Consider the following 18963-nt stretch of genomic DNA (forward strand, 5'->3'; position numbering starts at 1 on the left):
GCCGTGAGCGCGTTGTTCGAACCCCTGACCCTGCGGGGCCTCACCATCCCGAACCGGGTCTGGATGGCGCCGATGTGCCAGTACAGCGCGGCGCCCGAGGGGCCCGGCCAGGGCGTTCCCAACGACTGGCACTTCGCCCACCAGGCCGCCCGCGCCGCCGGCGGCACCGGACTGATCATCACCGAGGCGACCGCGGTGTCGCCCGAAGGGCGGATCAGTCCCTACGACCTGGGACTGTGGAACGAGGCCCAGCAGCAGGGGTTCACCCGCCTCACCGCCTTCCTGCGCCGGCAGGGCGCCGTCCCGGGCATCCAGCTCGCCCACGCCGGCCGCAAGGCCTCCACCGAGCGCACCTGGCGCGGCGGCGGGCCCGCGGGGCCCGACCGGCACGGCTGGCAACCGGTCGCGCCGAGCCCGGTTCCCTTCACCGAAGCCCATCCCACCCCCGACGAGCTGAGCGTCGCCCGCATCGAGGAGCTCGTGGAGGCCTTCGCCGCCTCGGCGCGGCGCGCCCTGGAGGCGGGCTTCCAGGTGGCCGAGGTCCACGGCGCGCACGGTTACCTGATCAACCAGTTCCTCTCGCCGTACACCAACCGCCGCACCGACGCCTACGGCGGCTCCTACGAGAACCGCGTGCGGTTCCCGCTCGCGGTCGTGGACGCCGTCCGGGCGGTGTGGCCCGGCCACCTGCCCGTCTTCTTCCGCATCTCGGCCACCGACTGGCTGACCGAGAACCCCGAGGACGAGCGGGAGGGCTGGACCGCCGACGACACCGTCCGCTTCGCCAAGGAGCTGCTCGCCCACGGCGTCGACCTCCTGGACACCTCCACCGGCGGCAACGCCCCAGGGGCCCGCATCCCCACCGGCCCCGGGTACCAGGTGCCGTTCGCGGCCCGCGTGAAGGCCGAGACGGACCTGCCCGTGGGCGCGGTCGGCGAGATCACCGACGCCCGGCAGGCGGAGCGGATCGTCGCCTCGGGGCAGGCCGACGCCGTCCTGCTCGGCCGCGAACTGCTGCGCAACCCGTACTGGCCGAACCTCGCCGCCCGCGAGCTCGGCGCCGAGCCCCGCTGGCCCGACCAGTACCACCGCGCCGTCTGACCCCGCACGGGACCTCGCCGAGATCTTCACCGGACGGCGGAGATCATGTTGACTGGGCGGGTACGTTCCGGGCGAGCGGGTCCGTCAGGGGAGGTCACGATGAGGTTCGTGGGAGAGGGACAGGTCAGGTCCACCAGACCGGGGCCGGAGAGGTTCACCGGCGGCGTGTGGGAGACGCGGATCCTGGAGGAGGTACGGCCGGAGGGCCTGCGGGCGCAGCGGTTCAGCTACGAGCCCGAGGCCCGCTCCGGCTGGCACACCCACGACGGCGAGCAGGCGCTGTACGTCATCGCCGGGCGCGGCGTGATCACCCGCGAGGGCGAGACGAAGGGCACCGAGGTCGGGCCGGGCGACTGGGTGCACGTCGAACCGGGGGAGAGGCACTGGCACGGCGCCACCGCCGACGACACCTTCGTCCACATCGCCGTCACCGCCAGCGGCGCGACCCACTGGCACGGCCCGGTCTCCGACGAAGAGTACCGCGCCAGCCACGACCGGCGCCCGGAGCGGTGACCGGCGGCCCCGCGGCGCTCACCGCCTGACGCCCACCCCGACCAGGCCGGCGAACTTCTCGGCCGACAGGGCCAGCTCAGGGGCGTTCCACTCGGTGGGGCCGACCAGGCCCGGCTCGAGGAGCTCGAAGCCGTCGAACAGCGCCAGGATCTCCTCCCGCGAGCGAGCGCCGAGCCGGGCGCTGGCGCCCTCGTACACCCGCTCGGTCGCGGCCATCCTGTCGGGGAAGTCGTCCTTGGCCAGGTGGGACAGGATCAGGTGGCTCCCCGGCACCAGCGCGTCGCGGTACTCGCCCACGATGCGCCGGGGATCGTCGGCGTCGTCCACGAAGTGCAGCACCGAGACGAACATCACGGCCACCGGCTCGGCGAAGTCGATCAGCCTCCGGACGGTGGGGTGGCCGAGGATCTCGCCGGGCCGCCGCAGGTCGGCATGGACGAAACCGACGTCCTGCGACGTGGCGAGCAGTGCCCGCCCGTGGGCGGCCACCACCGGGTCGTAGTCGACGTACACCACGCGGGCGTCCGGGCCGGCCACCTCGTGGACGTTCTCCCGCGTCGGCAGCCCGGAGCCGAGGTCGAGGAACTGGCGGACGCCGGCGCGGGCCGCCGTCCTGACCGCCCGGCCCAGGAAGTCGCGGTTCAGGCGTACGCCGCGCAGCACCCGGCCCTGTGAAATCTTCACGACCTCTTCCGCGCTCTCGCGGTCGACGGCGAAGTTGTCCTTGCCGCCCAGCCAGTAGTCGTACATCCGGGCGATGTTGGCGGTGCCGGCCCCCACGCCCGCGGGGGTGATGTCGTCGGCCGGCACGGTGCTCCCTGGGTCCGGATCGGCGGTGCGATGATCGATCCTACGGCGGGAGCGGGCGGCGGCGTCGCGTCCGGCCGGGAGAGATAGGGATCATAGAGGTGTCGGCGTCCGGCGGGCACCGCGATCCCACCGGCTGAGGCGATTGCTGAGGAACGATGAGCGAGCAGGAGATCAGGCAGGTCCTCGGGCTGCTGTACCAGGAGGACACCCTGCGGGTGCTGTCGGCGCTGGTGCTGAACGGCAAGCCGGAGGACGCGGGCCTCGCGCACGACGCCGTACGGCGCGCCCTGGAGCGGCTGGAGCGCGGCGGGCTCGCCGTGCGGGGAGAGGACGGCTGGCACGCCCGGCGGGAGCGGTTCCGCGAACTGCTGCACGCCACCGCCAAACCGGTCGTGCCGGTCTCACCGGAGGACCGCGTCGTCCAGACCTTCCTGGTCGGCGGGCGGCTGCGGGCCATCCCCTCGCGGCGGGACAAGAGGCTGGTCGTGCTCGACTACATCGCCCGTCTCTTCGAGCCCGGCGTCCGCTACCCCGAGAAGGACGTGAACGTCGTGCTGCGCGCCTTTCACGACGACTACGCCGCGCTGCGCCGGTACCTCGTGGACGAGGGCCTGCTGAGCAGGGAGAACAACGTCTACTGGCGCAGCGGCGGCTCGGTGGAGGTCTGAGTCAGGCCTTCACACCCTGGTCGGCGGACGGCAGGAGCTCCTGGCGGCGCACCCGCGACCCTCCGAGCGCCCAGGTGGCGGCGAAACCGAGGACGAGCGCGGCCAGCACCCCGAGGTTGGCGAACGCCCACGCCCCCTGCGTGCCGCCGAGCCCGAGCGGGCCGAGCAGATAGCCCTGCCAGCTGAGCCAGCTCGCGCTGGTGTTGGTCACCAGCCCCCAGCCGACGGCCGTGCAGACGGCCATCACCGCGATGGGCAGCGGCGGGACGTCGCCGTAGCGGCCCGAGGGACGGTAGAGGTCGCCCTCGTCGTAGTCGCGGCGGCGCAGCGCCAGGTCGGCGAGCATGATGCCGCACCAGGCGGCGATCGGCACGCCGAGCGTGGTGAGGAAGCCGATGAACTGCCCGAGGAAGTCACCGGAGACGAAGACGATGTAGATCGTCCCGGCGACCATGAGGACGCCGTCGACCAGGGCGGCCACCGGGCGCGGCGCCCGCAGGCCGGTGGCGAGCAGCGCCAGGCCCGAGGAGTAGATGTCGAGGACGGCGCCGCCGACCAGGCCGAGGACGGCCACGGCCGCGAAGGGGATGAGGAACCACGTGGGCAGGATGGTGGTGAGCGCCCCGATCGGATCCCCCTCGATCGCCTTGTTCAGGCTCTGGGACGAACCGGCCAGCAGCAGGCCGAACAGCAGCAGGACGACCGGCGCCACCGCCCCGCCGAAGGTCGTCCAGCCGACGACTCCCGCGCCGGAGGAGCGTCTCGGCAGGTAGCGCGAGTAGTCGGCGGCGGCGTTCACCCAGCCCAGGCCGAAACCGGTCATCATGAAGACCAGCGCCCCGATGAACTGCTGGGCCGATCCGGAGGGGACGGCGGTGACCGCGTCCCAGTGGATGTGGCCGAGCACCAGGGCGATGTACACCACGGTGAGCGCGCCGGTCACCACGGTGATGACGGTCTGCATCCGCATGATCAGGTCGAAGCCCATGACGCCGCCGGCGACGATCAGCAGGGTGACGACGATCAGGGCGACGACCTTGGTCGAGGTGCCGCCTCCCCAGCCGAGCCGGTCGAACACGGTGGCCGTGGCGAGCGTGGCCAGCGCGGTGAGCACGGTCTCCCAGCCCACCGTGAGCAGCCAGGAGACGGCCGACGGCAGCCGGTTGCCGCGCACGCCGAACGCCGCGCGGCTCAGCACCATCGTGGGCGCCGCCCCCCGCTTGCCCGCCACGGCGACGAACCCGCACAACAGGAAGGACGCGACGATGCCGGCCAGCCCGGCGACGAGTGCCTGCCAGAAGGAGATGCCGAATCCGAGCGCGAAGGAGCCGTAGCTCAGCCCGAGCACCGACACGTTCGCGCCGAACCACGGCCAGAACAGCTGCCTGGGCCGCCCCTTGCGCTCACCGTCGGCGATGATGTCGAGGCCGTGCGTCTCGACCTTGAGCGCCCCGCCACCCTTTAGCCGTTCGTCCTGAATGTCGGACATAAACCCCACCTGTCTGGATCGATCCGGGGGAATGTACGACCCGGCGCCCGGCACCGTCAACACCCCGCCCCAGCGGCGCCGTACGGCGAGGGGCCGCGGGGCTACAGCGACAGCGGGGGAGGGACGGCGTGGTCGGGGAGGAGGGCGGCGAGCTGGGCGGCGTTGCGCTGGGCGTTGTCGGCGCAACAGTTGTTCATCAGCACGTGCACCGTGTCCGCCTGCCCGGCCAGCCCCGCGATCTCGACCGCCCACTTCCGGAGCTCCTCCTCGGAGTACAGGTAGGCGAAGCGCTCCTCGATGTTCTTGCTCGTCCACTTCTCCGAGTGCCCGTGGAAGCGGACCACGGCGAGGTCGGCGGTGACCGCCGTCACCGGGGGGACCGAGGAGGGGTGCCCCTGCGGCATGTCGACGATGACGTACGGAATGTGATGGGAGGCGAGGAAGTCCAGCGTCTCCTCGCGCCGCTCCTCGCTCATCCATGCCGCGTTGCGGAACTCCACGCACGCCCGCATCGGGCGGCAGCGGCGCACGCATTCGAGGATGTACTGCCTGCTCCGCTCGCCGGGAGGGAACCACGGCGGGAACTGGAACAGCACCACGCCCAGCTTGCCCGCCTCGTGCAGCGGCAGCAGGGTGGTCACGAAGCGCCTCCAGACCTCCTCGGCGATCTCGTCGCCCACGTCGCGCAGGTAGACCGACTCCCGCCAGGTGGCCAGCTTGTCGCGCAGGTCCTTGTACAGCGACTGGACACGGGCCGGATGCCGGGTCAGCAGCGAGAACGCCTTGATGTTGAACACGAAGTCCGGGGGAGTGCGGTCGCGCCAGGCCTCGACGGTCCGCAGTGACGGCGGGTGGTAGTAGGTCGAGTCCACCTCCACCAGCGGGAACCGCGAGGCGTAGTAGGTGAGCCGTAACGCCGGGGTCGAGGCGTACCCGGGGTACCAGCCGGAGGTGAGCAGGCTCTTGTCGGTCCAGGACGCCGTGCCGACCAGGACGCGTCCGCGGTGATCGTCATGAGGCATCCCACCCCTTTACCTCGGGGCGGGATGCCAAACCCCGGCACGGTACAGCCGCAGGTCAGCGGCACCGCCGCCTCAGCCGCCGCCGGAGGCGTGCGCGCCGGCCTTGTGCGACTCGCCGGTCTCCTCCTCCGATGCCGGGCCGCCGGGCCCCTCCGCCTTCCGCCCGGGCGGCGGCGGCGTGCCGGCCCCCGCGGAGACGTGCGGGCGCTCGGGCGTGGCGGAGGTGAGCGGCACCGCCCCGCCCCTGACGAGGTCCAGCTGCACCGTCTGCCGGGGCAGCAACGCGTCCAGCAGCCAGTTGCCCGCGATCCGCGCCCGGCCGCTCGGCACGGCCAGCAGGTGGTACCCGCGGGTCACCGCCTTGGCCGCCACCCCCGACAGCGGGACGCCGAGCGGGTTGGCGGCCGCCTTCGCGCCGCCGAGGTCGACCACGAAGCCGAGGTCGCTGTGCCGGTACGGACGGCGGACCGCCCGGCCGTAGGAGGCGGCGATGTTCTCGGCGACCCGCTTGCCCTGCCGCGTGGCGTGCTGCGCCGTCATGGTGGTGTACTCGCCGGGCCGCGTCAGGTCGGGCACCGCCGCCGCGTCGCCGCAGGCGAAGATCTCCGGATGCCCCGGCACCGTGAGGTACTCGTCGACCAGGAGCCGGCCCTTCTTCGTCGGCAGCCCGAGCGACTCCACCAGCGGGTCCGGGCCGACGCCGACGCACCAGATGAGGGAACGGGTCGGCACGAACTCCCCGTCGGAGAGCCTGACCCCCTCGGCGGTGGCCTCGGCCACCGTGGTGCCCGGCCGGATGTCGAGGCCGCGGCCGGTCAGGGTGTCGTGCGCGGTTCGCGACAACCGTTCGTCCAGCTCGGGCAGGATGCGCGGCGCCTTGTCCACCAGCAGCCACCGCACTCTCTGGTCGCGCAGGCCGGGCCGCCGGCGCAGCGCGTCGAGGGTGAGCAACTGGCCCTGGGCGGCGACCTCGGTGCCGGTGTAGCCGGCGCCCACCACCACGAACGTGCACCGTGCGTCCCGCTCGGCGGGGTCGTCCTCGGCGTCGGCGAGCTCGATCTGGCGGATGAGGTGGTCGCGCAGGTACAGCGCCTCGGCGACGCTGCGGAAGCCGTGGGCGTGCTCGGCGACCCCGGGGACCGGCAGGAGCTTGTTGACGCTCCCGACGGCGACGACCAGCCGGTCGTAGGTCAGCTCACGGCTCTCGCCCTCGGCGTCGACGCACGTCACGCGCCGCCCCTCGACGTCCACCTTCTCCACACTGGCCAGCAGATGGCGGACGCCGGGGAGGTTGCCGGCCAGCGGGACGGCGACCTTGCGCGGGTCGAGGACCCCGGCCGCCACCTCCGGCAGCAGGGGAAGGTAGAGGAAGTAGTCGGTCGGGTTGACCAGGACGATCTCGATGGCGCCTCTGGCGAGCCGGGAGAGACGGCGCGCGGCGGTGAACCCCGCGAAGCCTCCGCCGACGATGACGACTCGTTGCCGGTCTGCCATGGACGATTCCTTTCCGCTCGATTCAGGCCTGCGAACCGCACAGGCCCAGATCTGTCGCGTACCCGTCCTGGCCATCGGAAACCTGTCGCGGGGGCCCCGGACCCCGGCTCGTCGTCAGCCGGAGGAGCCGGCGGCGGGGATGCGGGCGGCCAGGCCGGCGTGAAGGTCGCGGAGCTCGCGCTTGAGGATCTTCCCGCTGGGGTTCTTCGGCAGCGCGTCGACGAACGCGACGGCCTTCGGCACCTTGAACGCCGCCAGGCGCGCCCGCGTGTGGGCCCGCAACTCCTCCTCGGTGACCGATGTGCCGGGCTTGGTGACCACGATCGCGACCACCGCCTCGATCCAGCTCGGATGCCGGACGCCGACGACCGCGACCTCGGCCACGGCCGGATGCTCGTAGACGACCTCCTCGACCTCGCGGCTGGCGACGTTCTCACCACCGGTCTTGATCATGTCCTTGATGCGGTCGACCACCGTGAGGTAGCCGTCCTCGTCCATCACCCCGAGGTCGCCGGAGTGGAACCAGCCGCCGCGGAAGACCTCGGCCGTCTTGCCCGGGTCGTCGAGGTAACCCAGGATCGCGTGCGGGCTGCGGTGCACGATCTCGCCGATCTCGCCGGGCGGCACGTCGTTCCCGTCGGCGTCGACGACGCGGGTCTCGACGTGCAGGGCGGCCCGCCCGGCCGACCCGGCCTTGCGGATCTGGTCCTCCGGCTGCAGCATGACGGCCACCGGGGCCATCTCCGTCTGGCCGTAGAAGTTCCACAGCCGCACCCCGGGCAGCCGCTCGCCGATCTCCCGCAGCACCTCGACCGGCATGATCGCCGCCCCGTAGTAGCCCTTGCGCAGGGACGACAGGTCGCGCCGGTCGAAGTCCGGGTGGCGCAGCAGGGCGATCCACACGGTGGGCGGGGCGAAGAACTTCGTCACCCGGTGCCGTTCGACGGCCTCCAGCACGGCGGCGGGATCGGGCGCGGCCATGATGTGGCCGGACGCGCCGAGCATGATGTCGGGCACCAGGAAGCAGTGCTGCTGGGCGCAGTGGAACAGCGGCATGGCGTGCAACTCGACGTCGTGGCGGTCCATGCCGCCGTCGATCACGCAGCTGCCGTACTGGGCGATCAGCGCCCCGTGGGACAGCACCGCGCCCTTGGGGCGCGACTCGGTGCCGGAGGTGTAGAGGATCTGCGCCGGGTCGTCCGGCCCGATGGGCACCGCCGGCTCGGTGGCGTCGTCGTGGCCGAGCAGCGCCGCGAACGGCTCCCAGGACTCGCCCGCCTCGCCGTACACCACCCGCGTCCGCAGCCCCGCCGCCGCCTTCACCGCGCCCTCGGCGACGGGCAGCAGCGCGTCCTGGACCAGCAGGGCGACCGCCGAGGAGTGGGACAGGACGTAGCCGACCTCCTCGGGGCCGAGCATGAAGTTGACCGGCACGAGCACCGCGCCCGCGCGGGCCACGCCGAAGATCGTCTGGACGTAGGCGACGCTGTTGCGGGAGAGCACCGCCACCCGCTCGCCCGGGAGCACCCCCCTCTTGGCCAGCGCGTTCGCGATGCGCGAGGCGTCCCGGTCGAGCTCGGCGAAGGTACGGGCGGTGGTGCCGTCCGCGACGGCGAGCCGGTCGGGGTGGCGGCGGGCGGAGCGGCGCAGCAGGTCCGCGAGCGACTGGCGGCGGGCGAGGGCGACGTCCGTCTCCGCCGCCGAGATCGGGTCTGCCGAGGACCGAGCGAGTGACATGTGCTTCTCCAGCGCCGCGCGACGAACTTCCGGCCAGATTAGTGATCCGCCGGAAACCGCACCAGGGGTGACCGGTGACGCGAGGACGGCCCCGGGGCGGTTCCCGGGGCCGTCCGGCCGCGTCCGCCGCCCCGGCGGTGGGGAGCGTCAGCCCGGCGGTCAGGGTGGCGGCGGCCATCGCGGCACCGAGGATGTTGCGGATCGTGCGCATGGGAGTTTCCTTTCGTCGACTGTCCTGAAGAAGTGGTCATGTACGGATGGCGGCTCAGGCGGTGACCGTCTGACCGGAGTGCCGGGTGGCGACGCCCAGCGCGGTCGGCCTCGCCGGTGACGGCCGCCACGATGCCGCCGAGCGGGCCACCGGCCCTCTTGTTCACGATCGCTCCTTCGGGGGGAATCGCTTGCGATGCCAGAGTCGGCCGCGCGACCGCGCGGGCGCATCGAGGCGGTCACGGAACCAGGGATCCGGGCCGGCACGGATGTCCGGTGGCGCCCTCGGTGCGTAGCCTCGGTCCATGTACAAGCGCTGGGCGCTCCTCGTCGCCGTCGTCACGGTGATCGCGCTCGCCGCGGGCGGTCTCGGGCTGGTCACCATGTGCGGCGAGGCGTCGTTCGCGGACGTCTCCTGGTACGCCTTCGGCCTGGTGCTCAGCCTGCCGTCCCTCGGCCTGGGGCTGGCGATCGCGGCCCGCGAGCCGGCGAACCCCACCGGCGTCCTGCTGGCCCTGGTGGGCCTCGCGGTCGCATTCATCCCCTCGCTGGAGACCTACACGGCCGCCGCCCGCCTGCGTCCCGCGGCGTTGCCGCTGCCCGACGTGGTGGCCCCGCTGAGTCAGGGCCTGTGGATGCTGTGGTACGTCCCGGTGGCGCTGCTGGTGCTCTTCTTCCCCGACGGGCGGCTGCCCGGCCCGCGCTGGCGCTGGGTGGCCGGAGGACTGGTCGCCGACGTCGTCCTGTTCGTCCCGCTCGCCGGCATGAACCCGGCGGCGTACCCGGCTCCGGGCCGGGACGCGCCGCACGCGCTCGGCACCCTGCCCGGATGGGCGGCGCCGCTGGTGGCGGCGCTGCCCCTCGTCCTGATGGCCTTGCTGGCCGCCTCGGCGGCGGCGATGGTGCTCAAGTACCGCCGCGCGGACGACCCGGTGCGCCGGGCGCGGCTGAAGTGGCTCGCCGTCGCCGGGCTGTGGCTGCCCGTCACGCTGCTGCTGTGCTGGGCCGGCTACCTGTTCGCCGGGAAGCCCGATCTCGCGCTGGCCGGCCTGTTCGGGCTGTTCGTCACCCTCCCCGTCGGCACGTCGATCGCCCTGCTCCGTCACGACCTGTACGACATCGACAAGGCGATCAGCACGGCCGTCACGTACGGCCTGGTGACGGCGGCGCTGCTCGGGGTCTACACGGCGGTCGTGGCCGTCGGCGGGCTGCTCGCCGGCCGGGGCGGTTCGGCGGCGGCGGCCGCCGCCACGGCCGTGTGCGCCGCCGTCCTGACCCCGGTACGGGTACGGCTGCAACGCGCCGTGGACCGCCGCATGTACCCGCGACGCCGCGCCGTGCTGGAGGCCGTCGAGGAGCTTCGCCGCCGTACGCACGCGGGCGAGGCCGAGCCGGAACAGCTGGAGAGCGTGCTGCGCGACGCCCTGCGGGACCCGGGGCTGCGCGTCGCCTACCGCCTCCCGGGGACGAACGCGCTGGTGGACGCCCGGGGACACTCCCTGACCCCGCCGGGCGGGCAGATCACGCCGATCACGCTCAGCGGTCAGGAGATCGGTGCGCTGCTCCGCGGCGAGGTGGGTTCCCCGCAGCTGCTGCGCGAGATCGCCGCGGCGGCCGCGTTGCTGGTCGAGGTGGTACGGCTGCGCATCGAGCTCGCCGAGGCGTTGCGCGAGGTGGAGTCCAGCCGGGGGCGGCTGCTGGCCGCGGGCTACCGCGAACGCCGCCGCCTGGAACGCGACCTGCACGACGGCGCGCAACAACGCCTGGTCGCGCTCGGCATGTCCCTGCGGCTGGCCCAACGGCATCTCGGCGACGGAAGCGTCGACCTCGACGGCCTGCTCGACCAGAGCGTGGCGGAGCTGGGCACCGCGGTCGCGGAATTGCGGGCCATCGCGCATGGCCTGCGTCCCAGCAGCCTCGACGACGGCCTCGACGTCGCCGTCCGGACGCTCGCCGGCTCGCTGCCGTGCCCCGTGTCGCTGGAGATCGACGCGGGCGTCGTCGCCGACGACGTCGCGACCACGGCGTACTACGTGGTCAGCGAGGCCGTCACCAACGCCGTCAAACACGCCGGGGCGTGCGGCATCCAACTGAGAATCATCCGGGAGGACGACCTGCTCACGATCCAGATCAGCGACGACGGCCGCGGCGGGGCCGGCATGCGGCGGGGCTCGGGACTGTCCGGCCTGTCCGACCGGGTCGCCGCCGCCGGCGGTTCGCTGCACCTGAACAGCCCGGCGGGCCGGGGCACCACGATCCGGGCGGTGCTGCCGTGCGCATCGTGATAGGCGAGGACTCGGCGCTGTTCAGGGAGGGGCTCGCGCGGCTGCTCGAGGACGCCGGCCACGACATCGTCGCCAAGGTCGCCGACGCGGACGCGCTCGTCGACGCCGTCGAGGCCACCGCTCCCGATCTCGCCATCGTGGACATCCGCATGCCGCCCGGCCACGCCGACGACGGCGCCCGCGCCGCCCGTGTCCTGCGGAGCCGCCACCCCGGTCTGGGCATCCTCCTGCTGTCCCAGCAGATCGAGACGCGGCACAGCGTCGAACTCGTCACGCACGGCGGGTTCGGCTACCTCCTGAAGGACCGGGTCTTCGATGTCGACGAGTTCCTCGAGGCGCTGCGCCGGGTCGCGCACGGCGGCTCGGCCCTGGATCCCGAAGTGGTGACGCGCCTGCTGGCCGCCTCCCGCGGCGACAACCCTCTCGCGTCCCTGACCGCACGCGAGCGGGAGGTCCTGGCGCTGATGGCGGAGGGACGCACCAACGTCGGCATCGCCCGGCGGCTGTGGCTGACCGATCGCACCGTCGAGACGCACATCGGCTCGATCATGGCCAAGCTCAGACTGGCGAACAGCGAAGAGGACCACCGCAGAGTGCTGGCCGTGCTCGCATATCTTCGTAGTGCGGTCTAGTAGAAGCGTGATCTTCGGGGTACAGGGTGACCGTGGGACGACACGGGACAAGATTTACCTATCTCTTTACTAGGTTAATATGTCCCCGATCTTTCACAGGCGCGGCGGGCCGGGGTTTCCGGCGCGCCGAAGTTCACGATCCGCGCGGGTACTGCCAGGGAGCGACAGGGACATGATGATCGGGAAGAGGGTCGCCGCCGGCGCGGTCGCCGTGGGCCTCGCCCTCGCTGCGGCGGCGTGCGGCGGCTCGGGCGGCTCGGGCGGGTCCGGCGGCGGCGCGAGCGGGTCCGCCGCGGCGGACGGCACGTTCACCTACTGGACCAGCGGCTGGCAGCCCGACCAGATCGCCGAGATCGACGCGGCGTTCGAGAAGGCCAACCCCGGCATGCACGCCAAGGGGCAGTACATCGCCAGCTCCGACCAGTACCTGCCGAAGGTCATCGCCGCCCTCAAGAACGGCACCCAGCCGACCGTCCTGCTCACCCAGAACCCCTCCGACCTGCCGATCATCGCCCAGAGCGGCAAGCTGGTCCCGCTCGACGGCAAGCTGACCGCCGAGACCGACGCGCTCTACCCCGGCATCAAGGAGTCGCTGTTCCACAAGGGCCACCAGCTCGGCATCGCGCTCGCGGGCGTCGGTGACATCGTGCTGTTCTACAACAAGAAGGCCTTCGCCGACGCGGGCATCAAGAACCCTCCCGAGACCTGGACCGAGCTGGCCGAGGACGCCAAGAAGCTCTCCGACCCGGCCAAGAACAAGTACGGCTTCTACGTGCCGCTCGGCGAGTCCGAGTGGATCACCTTCGCCTGGACGCCTATGCTGTACGCCGAGGGCGGGTCCTTCCTCAACGCCGACGGCACCGCGACCGCCTTCGACAGCGCCGCGGGGGTCAAGGCCCTCACCACCTGGACCGACCTGCTCAAGAGCAAGTCCGCGCCGACCACCAGCTACGCCCAGGCGGGCAGCTTCGACGGCGCGCCCGCGTTCGCCAGCGGCACGGTCGCCATGATCGTCAACGGGCAGTGGGCCGTGCCGACCTTCCAGAAGGCCGGCGTCGACTTCGGCGTGGCCGCCATGCCCAAGGGCGCCGCGGGCACCTCGACCAGCATGGGCATCGGCGTGGCCGCGCTGCTGAAGACGAACGACGCGGCCGAGAAGGCGGGCCTGGCGTTCCTGAAGTTCCTGTCCACGCCGGAGCGGGGCGCCTACCTCGCCGCCAAGAACGGCGGCCTGCCGTCCGACCCGCGCCAGCTCGAGCAGCCCGCCCTCAAGGAGCACATCGCCAAGGACCCGACCTACACGGTGTTCGCCGAGGCCGAGAAGACCGGCAAGGTGCGTCCCATCACCCCCGCCTACAACGCGATCTCTCAGGCCCTGTGGATCCAGATCAACGCGGCGCTGAAGGGGCAGAAGAGCCCGGCCGACGCGCTCGCCAAGGCCGCGCAGGACGGGGACGCGGCGCTGAAGAAACTCGGCTGATGCTCCACACGGGTGGCCGCGCCGAAGCCGCGCCGTACTCCTCCGGCCTCCCGGCCGCCGGAGTACGGCCGGGGCCGCGGCGCTACCGCACGTGGGCGCTGGGGTACGCGTTCGTGGCGCCCACGGTGGTGCTCACCGTGCTCTTCTCGCTGGTCCCGCTCGCCATGCTGCTGTGGCGCAGCCTGTACAGCGGCGGGGTGTTCGACACCTCCCCGGCCTTCGTGGGGCTCGACAACTACGGGCAGATGCTCGCCGAGGGAGGCGGGCACGCCCTCGGGGTCACCGCCGTCTACACCGCCGGGTTCATCCTGCTGACCATGGCGGCGGGGCTCGGCCTCGCGCTGCTGCTCAACTCGCGGGTGCCCGGCGCGGCCCGCCTGCGGGCGCCGTTCGTCATCCCCCTGGTCGTGCCCGTCGTCGCGACCGCGCTGATCTGGGGGAACATGTTCGCGCCGCAGTTCGGCCTGGTCAACAGGCTGCTGCGCGCGGTCCATCTGCCCCAGGCCGATTTCCTGTCGTCGCCCGGCCTGGCGCTGCTCGCCGTGCTCACCTTCGGCGCCTGGCAGTTCTTCGGCCAGAACGTCATCCTGTACGTCGCCGCGCTGAAGTCCGTCCCCCGCGACGTCCTGGACGCGGCGAGCGTCGACGGGGCCGGGGCCTGGCGCAGGTTCGCCCACGTCCAGTGGCCCATGATGCGCCGGCACACCCTGCTGATCTGGGTGGTGACCACGCTCACCGGCCTGCAGACGTTCACGCAGATCTACGTGCTCACCCAGGGCGGCCCCGACGGCGCGACCCAGACCGCGCTCTACTACGTCTACAACGAGGGTTTCGTGCAGTTCGACACCGGCCGCGCGAACGCCATGGGGGTCGCGCTGTTCGTCCTGTCCCTGCTGATCACGATCACGCAGATCTGGCTGCTCGGGAGGGTGGACCGCCGTGCCCGCTAGCGTCGCCGCCCGCCGTACGGCCGCCCTGCCCGCCGGGCTGCTCGCCCGCCGCGCGGTGGTCTACCTGCTGCTCGCCCTCGCCGTGCTGATCGTGGCCTTCCCCCTGCTCTGGATGGCGATCAGCGCCCTGAAGACCGACGCCGAGATCATCAACCCGGCCGCGCCGCTGTGGCCCGAGCATCCCCAGTGGGACAACATCGGGCGGGCGCTGTCGCAGGCGCCGTTCGGCCGCTGGTACCTCAACACCGCGATCTTCGGCGTGGCCGCCACCGCCGGGCAGCTGGCCAGCGGGCTGCTCGCCGGGTACGCCTTCGCCATGCTCGACTTTCCGGGCAAGCGGGTGCTCTTCGTCGTCGCGCTCAGCGGGCTGATGGTGCCGTTCAGCGCGATCATCGTCCCGGTGTCGCAGCTCCTGGGCGATCTCGGCTGGCTGAACACCTACCAGGGCCTGATCGTGCCGAACATCGCCTCCGCGCTCGGCGCGTTCCTGTTCCGCCAGTTCTTCCTCGGCACGCCGCGCGAGCTGGGGGAGGCCGCCCGCCTCGACGGGGCCTCGGAGCTGCGGGTGTTCTTCAACGTGTACGCGCCGCTCGCGCGGCCGGTGGTGGCCGCGCTCGCGATCATCCTGTTCCTGCAGAACTGGAACAACTTCCTGTTCCCGCTGATCGTGGTGAACACCACCGAGATGTCGGTGCTGTCGCAGGGCCTGTCGGTGTTCCAGAGCCAGTTCACCACGCAGTACAACCTGATCATGGCGGCGTCGCTCGTCACGATCGTGCCGGTGCTGATCGTCGCCGTGGCGGCCCAGCGCCACATCATCGAGGGCATCACCCTCGGCGCCCTCGACTGACGGACCGGTTCCCGCGCCCGGCCGGTTCGACGGGTCCCGATATCCTGCCTTCCAATATATGATGGAGCCCATGGGTACGCGAACGATGACGGAGCCCGCGTTCCTCGTCCTCACCGCGCTTGTCGACGCCCCGCTACACGGCTACGGGATCGTGCAGGAGGTGGGGAAGCTGTCGGAGGGGCGGGTGGACCTGAAGATCGGCACGTTGTACGGCGTGCTGGACCGCCTGGCCGCCGACGAACTGGTCGTCCTGGACCGTGAGGAGGTGGAGCAGGGGCGGCTGCGCCGCTACTACCGGCTCACCGAGTCCGGGGCGCGGGCGTTGGAGGCGGAGGCCGTGCGGTTGGCCGCGAACGTCGAGAGCGCGCGCCGACGGCTGCGCGCGCGGTATGCGGGAGGCATGGCGTGAGTCTTCTGGAAGACCGCTACAGGTACCTCCTGCGGATGCTGCCCGCCTCCTACCGGGCCGAACGCGAGGCGGAGATGGTGAGCGCGTTCCTGGAGGGCGCGGGCGATCTCCGCGACGAGGACAACCCCCGGCCGCGCTGGTCGGAGGTCGTCAGCATCGTCGGGCTGTCCGTCCGGGTCCGGCTCGGAGGCGTGGGCGCCGTCCCGCGGTTCTTTGCGTGGGGCGAGGCGGTCCGCCTGGTGGCCGTGCTGGCGTTGGCCTTCCACGCGACGATGAGCTGTGCCTGGCTCGCCGAGACGCTGAAGCGCGTCGTGATCCCGCTGTCCGGCGGCTACGAGGTCACGCTCGGAGCCCCCGGTTCGGCGCAGCGGTCGTGGGAGATGGCGTACGCGCTGAGCTGTCTCCTGTGGACGGTTGCGTTCGTCTTCCTCGTCCGCGGTGGCCTGCGCGCCGCCAAGCTGTCGGCGATGCTCGCTCTCGCGCTGTCCTGGGGGTCCGTCGTCCAGAGGGAGGCCGCGGCCGCGGATGTGCCGCTGATCCTGCAGACCCTTCTGTTCGGGGTGCCCGTCCTGGCGCTGTGGGCGGGATTCCACCGTGACGCGCCACGGCCGAGCCGCCCCTGGTGGATCGCCGCCGTGCCCGTCGCGGCCGGCGTCCTGCTCCACACCATCTTGGATGTGCTGGGATCGGCGTCGATGGCGCCGGTCGTAGCCTCCCGGGTATGGGCGTGGGTGTGGCCGTGGCTGGGCGAGTCGGGTCTGGCCTGCACGGCGCTTCTGGCGGCGGGCGTCGCCTGCGCCGGGACGCACCTGCGCGCTCCCGCCGGCCGGAGCCCCTCCCTGCCGCTGGCTCTGGCGATCCTGATCGTGCCCGTGACGCTCTGCCGGGCCTACGAGCTGACCTTCGATGTGATCGATCCGATCGGTCGCACCATGGCGGCCGTGACCGCCGGGCAGGTCGTCGCCCTCCTGGTCTCCCTCCTGACGCTCGGCGTCCTGGCCGCCAGGAGGATGCCGGCCCTTACGCGCGCGACGTGAAGCCACGGGCCGGCCCGCTCCCGGCGGCGGGGGAGCGGGCCGGCCCGCCGTGAGGGAGAGCCTCAGGCGGTCGCCAGGATCGCGGCCACTCCGTCGCGCAGCGGGGTGGTGGGGCGGCCGATCAGCCTGCTCAGGTCGCCGGGGGTGTCGTCCAGCGCGTGCCGCGCGATGGCGACGTCGAAGCCTGCGTACATGGCCGCGAACGGCTCGGGCAGCCCGGCCTCGCGCAGCGCCTGCTCGTACGCCTCGGCCGGGAGGTCCTGGTAGGCGACCGGGCGGCCGGAGACGGCGGCGACCTCGGCCGCGAGCTCGGGCATGCTCCAGGCCACGTCCCCGGACAGCTCGTAGATCGCGTTCTCGTGGCCCTCGCCGGTCAGCACCGCGGCGGCGGCCTCGGCGTAGTCCTGCCGCGTGGCGCTCGCGACGCGGCCCTCACCGGCCGCGCCGTGGATCGTGCCGCTCTGGGCGCCCTGGGTGACGGCGGAGACGTAGTTCTCGGTGTACCAGCCGTTGCGCAGGAAGGTGTAGGGGAGACCGGAGGCCGCGATGTACTCCTCGGTGCCCTTGTGCTCGGCCGCCAGCTCCAGCGGTGAGGTGTCGGCGTGCAGGAGGCTGGTGTAGGCGATGCGCGCCACCCCGGCCTCGACGGCGGCGTCCACGACGGCCCTGTGCTGCGTCAGACGCTCGCCGACCGTGTTGCCCGAGATCAGCAGCACGACGTCGCCCGCCGCGAAGGCGCCCTTCAGCGTCTCGGGCCTGGCGTAGTCCGCCTCGCGGACCTCCACTCCGCGGGCGGCGAGGTCGGCGGCCTTCTCGGTGCTGCGTACGGCGGCCGCGATCTGACCGGCCGGGACGCGCTCCAGCAGGGCTTCGACGACAAGACGTCCGAGCTGCCCGGTGGCACCGGTGACAACGATCATTTCCAACTCCTGTGCTCGAGGACCTGCGGTCAGAGTAGTACTAACTTTTAGAAAGTGACAACTTCTAGTTAGTGCAAGCCCAAGCGCCGTAGGGGTCGAGGAGTAAGCTTGGGGGCATGGAGGATCAGGCCACGCTCGCCCGGGATGAGCACGGGGAGATCATTTTCGACGTCTTCGCACGTGGATGCCCCTCGCGGGACACCATGGAGCACATCACCGGCCGCTGGGGCGTGCTCGCCCTGCTCGCGCTCAGCGAGGGCACCTACCGCTTCAACGCGTTGCGCCGCCGCGTCGACGGGGTGAGCGAGAAGATGCTGGCGCAGACCCTCCAGGCCCTCGAACGCGACGGCCTGATCCACCGCGAGGCCCAGCACACCATTCCGCCCAAGGTCGAGTACAGCCTCACGCCCCTGGGACGGGAGGCGTCCCGCCGCCTCCTCGGCCTGGTCGAGTGGCTGGAAGGCGAGATGCCGCGGGTCATCGAGGCCCGCGACCGCTACGACCAGGCCAGGAACCCCACCTGAGCCCCGCCCGGGTCAGCCGGTGAAGGCGGGGTTGTACGCCGCCACCGCCACGCGCCGGGCGGCTCCGGTGCCGTCGGCCGGGACCGACCACAGGTCGTCGCCGAAGTCGCCCGCCAGGCCGTAGACCACGGTCCCGTCACCAGCCCAGACGACCTGGTCGTCCACGCTGCGGCGCTCGGCCAGCGGCGTCTCCTTCATCGTGCGCAGGTCCAGCGCGTACAGCCGCCACGGCTCGTCCGGATCGAGGCCGGCCAGGCGTTTCTTGAACACCAGGCGCGTCCCGTCGGGCGACAGCGACGGGCATTCGACGTTGGGGCGCACCGTGGTCACCGTGCGCGAGGCGATGTCGCCGTGGACGAGATAGGTTCGCCCCCCGGTCGCCAGCGTCGCGTAGAAGTGACCGTCGTCGGCGAAGGTGACACCCCAGAAGTTGACATCGGCGGCGCGGTAGGGACGGCCGTCCTTCACGATCGCGTACGTCTCCAGGCTCTCGGTCAGCGTCCACGTCCTGGTGTCGACGATGGAGGTCCGGGTGGAGAAGGAGCTTCCCGCGTAGGAGTCGCCGCCCACGAACACCGTCCACGCGGCCAGGCGGCCGGACGGCGAGACCCGGGTGCGGGAGGGGATGCCCGCCACCGGGTAGTCGCGCATTACCCGCAGCCGGGAGTCCAGGACCGAGGCGGAGTAGCTCTCTCCCACACCGCCCTCGGCCCTGCGCAGGCACACCCCCGTGCCCGCGGCGGCGTGAAAGCGCAGGCAGCGCAGCGGCGCGGCGGTCCGCGCCCCGCCGGGGTCGGCGGCGGCGACGGAGACGAGCTCGTCCCGGTGCGGC

Annotated in this window: 18 protein-coding genes; 11 read left to right on the forward strand and 7 right to left on the reverse strand. The window is 72.3% G+C overall.

Annotated elements, in window-relative coordinates; all coding sequences use genetic code 11:
• Positions 1 to 3 precede the first annotated feature (3 nt).
• Positions 4 to 1101: an NADH:flavin oxidoreductase/NADH oxidase gene (locus KIK05_RS31375; RefSeq protein WP_214414501.1), complete on the forward strand. Its 1098-nt coding sequence runs from the start codon at positions 4 to 6 to the stop codon at positions 1099 to 1101.
• A 99-nt stretch (positions 1102 to 1200) separates the two neighbouring features.
• Positions 1201 to 1614, forward strand: coding sequence for a cupin domain-containing protein (locus KIK05_RS31380; protein ID WP_214414502.1), 414 nt, complete (start codon positions 1201 to 1203; stop codon positions 1612 to 1614).
• Positions 1615 to 1632: 18 nt separating this feature from the next.
• On the opposite strand, the gene KIK05_RS31385 is transcribed toward KIK05_RS31380, so the two are convergent.
• Positions 1633 to 2424 carry an SAM-dependent methyltransferase gene (locus tag KIK05_RS31385; RefSeq protein ID WP_214414503.1) on the reverse strand — a complete coding sequence of 264 codons (792 nt, stop codon included), beginning with the start codon at positions 2422 to 2424 and terminating at the stop codon, positions 1633 to 1635.
• A 155-nt stretch (positions 2425 to 2579) separates the two neighbouring features.
• On the opposite strand from KIK05_RS31385, the gene KIK05_RS31390 reads away from it, so the two are divergent.
• Positions 2580 to 3092, forward strand: a complete 513-nt coding sequence (locus KIK05_RS31390) for a DUF2087 domain-containing protein (protein ID WP_214414504.1) — start codon at positions 2580 to 2582, stop codon at positions 3090 to 3092.
• 1 nt (position 3093) lies between these two features.
• Here the strand turns inward: KIK05_RS31390 and KIK05_RS31395 are convergent, their stop codons facing one another.
• From KIK05_RS31395 to KIK05_RS31410, 4 genes are all read right to left on the reverse strand, one after another.
• The gene (locus KIK05_RS31395) at positions 3094 to 4581 is read right to left on the reverse strand and encodes a purine-cytosine permease family protein (RefSeq protein ID WP_214414505.1); all 1488 of its coding nucleotides are present in this window, start codon (positions 4579 to 4581) and stop codon (positions 3094 to 3096) included.
• A 101-nt stretch (positions 4582 to 4682) separates the two neighbouring features.
• Positions 4683 to 5603, reverse strand: coding sequence for a DUF72 domain-containing protein (locus KIK05_RS31400; protein WP_214414506.1), 921 nt, complete (start codon positions 5601 to 5603; stop codon positions 4683 to 4685).
• Positions 5604 to 5675: 72 nt separating this feature from the next.
• Positions 5676 to 7097 (reverse strand): NAD(P)/FAD-dependent oxidoreductase, encoded by a 1422-nt coding sequence (locus tag KIK05_RS31405; RefSeq protein WP_214414507.1) that lies wholly within the window; start codon positions 7095 to 7097, stop codon positions 5676 to 5678.
• 114 nt (positions 7098 to 7211) lie between these two features.
• The gene (locus tag KIK05_RS31410) at positions 7212 to 8834 is read right to left on the reverse strand and encodes a fatty acyl-CoA synthetase (protein ID WP_214414508.1); all 1623 of its coding nucleotides are present in this window, start codon (positions 8832 to 8834) and stop codon (positions 7212 to 7214) included.
• A gap of 515 nt (positions 8835 to 9349) precedes the next feature.
• Here KIK05_RS31410 and KIK05_RS48375 point away from each other — a divergent pair.
• The 7 genes from KIK05_RS48375 (at position 9350) to KIK05_RS31445 (ending at position 16687) form a co-directional block, all read left to right on the forward strand.
• Positions 9350 to 11329 carry a sensor histidine kinase gene (locus KIK05_RS48375; RefSeq protein ID WP_214414509.1) on the forward strand — a complete coding sequence of 660 codons (1980 nt, stop codon included), beginning with the start codon at positions 9350 to 9352 and terminating at the stop codon, positions 11327 to 11329.
• Complete coding sequence (locus KIK05_RS31420; protein WP_214414510.1) at positions 11317 to 11961, forward strand: response regulator; 645 nt, start codon at positions 11317 to 11319, stop codon at positions 11959 to 11961. Before KIK05_RS48375 ends, KIK05_RS31420 begins: the two co-directional genes overlap by 13 nt.
• A gap of 172 nt (positions 11962 to 12133) precedes the next feature.
• The gene (locus KIK05_RS31425; protein WP_214414511.1) at positions 12134 to 13441 is read left to right on the forward strand and encodes an extracellular solute-binding protein; all 1308 of its coding nucleotides are present in this window, start codon (positions 12134 to 12136) and stop codon (positions 13439 to 13441) included.
• Positions 13441 to 14391: a carbohydrate ABC transporter permease gene (locus tag KIK05_RS31430; protein WP_214414512.1), complete on the forward strand. Its 951-nt coding sequence runs from the start codon at positions 13441 to 13443 to the stop codon at positions 14389 to 14391. The genes KIK05_RS31425 and KIK05_RS31430 overlap by 1 nt, the downstream gene beginning before the upstream one ends.
• The gene (locus KIK05_RS47365) at positions 14381 to 15241 is read left to right on the forward strand and encodes a carbohydrate ABC transporter permease (protein ID WP_214414513.1); all 861 of its coding nucleotides are present in this window, start codon (positions 14381 to 14383) and stop codon (positions 15239 to 15241) included. Before KIK05_RS31430 ends, KIK05_RS47365 begins: the two co-directional genes overlap by 11 nt.
• A 70-nt stretch (positions 15242 to 15311) precedes the next feature.
• On the forward strand, positions 15312 to 15650 hold the full coding sequence (locus KIK05_RS31440) for a PadR family transcriptional regulator (protein ID WP_250563760.1): 339 nt from the start codon (positions 15312 to 15314) through the stop codon (positions 15648 to 15650).
• Positions 15647 to 16687, forward strand: coding sequence for a hypothetical protein (locus KIK05_RS31445; protein ID WP_214414514.1), 1041 nt, complete (start codon positions 15647 to 15649; stop codon positions 16685 to 16687). The genes KIK05_RS31440 and KIK05_RS31445 overlap by 4 nt, the downstream gene beginning before the upstream one ends.
• A gap of 62 nt (positions 16688 to 16749) precedes the next feature.
• Here KIK05_RS31445 and KIK05_RS31450 read toward each other — a convergent pair whose 3' ends face one another.
• Positions 16750 to 17607, reverse strand: coding sequence for an SDR family oxidoreductase (locus KIK05_RS31450; protein ID WP_214414515.1), 858 nt, complete (start codon positions 17605 to 17607; stop codon positions 16750 to 16752).
• 116 nt (positions 17608 to 17723) lie between these two features.
• On the opposite strand from KIK05_RS31450, the gene KIK05_RS31455 reads away from it, so the two are divergent.
• On the forward strand, positions 17724 to 18131 hold the full coding sequence (locus KIK05_RS31455; RefSeq protein ID WP_214414516.1) for a winged helix-turn-helix transcriptional regulator: 408 nt from the start codon (positions 17724 to 17726) through the stop codon (positions 18129 to 18131).
• A gap of 12 nt (positions 18132 to 18143) precedes the next feature.
• Here KIK05_RS31455 and KIK05_RS31460 read toward each other — a convergent pair.
• Positions 18144 to 18963 (reverse strand): TolB-like translocation protein (locus KIK05_RS31460; protein WP_214414517.1); only part of this gene is annotated, 820 nt, incomplete at its 5' end.

This window comes from Sphaerisporangium fuscum (genome assembly GCF_018531465.1).
GTDB lineage: Bacteria > Actinomycetota > Actinomycetes > Streptosporangiales > Streptosporangiaceae > Sphaerisporangium > Sphaerisporangium fuscum.